Here is a 258-nt window from a genome sequence, read left to right on the forward strand (position 1 = left end):
GGCAGGCTCAGGCCGTGTCAGGTGTGCGTAAGGTTCATGCGGTGATCGGCGGCTTCCATCTCGCGCCATACAAAGAGGACTATGTGCGGGAAACTGTCGCTGCGCTACGGGAGATTGATCCCGACTACTTGATTCCGTTGCATTGCACCGGCGAGCCCTTTTATGAAATCGCCAAGATCGAGATGCCGACTAAACTGGTGAGCTCGTATACGGGGACTCGCTTCGTTTTTACGACCTGAGAACCGTGTTCAGAGCTCC

At 55.4% G+C, this 258-nt stretch carries 1 pseudogene; it reads left to right on the top strand.

Annotated elements, in window-relative coordinates:
- A pseudogene (locus P9217_RS30260) lies at positions 1 to 239 on the top strand (MBL fold metallo-hydrolase); the annotation flags it as partial.
- Positions 240 to 258: the final 19 nt, after the last annotated feature.

This window comes from Mesorhizobium sp. WSM4989 (genome assembly GCF_029625795.1).
Taxonomy (GTDB): domain Bacteria; phylum Pseudomonadota; class Alphaproteobacteria; order Rhizobiales; family Rhizobiaceae; genus Mesorhizobium.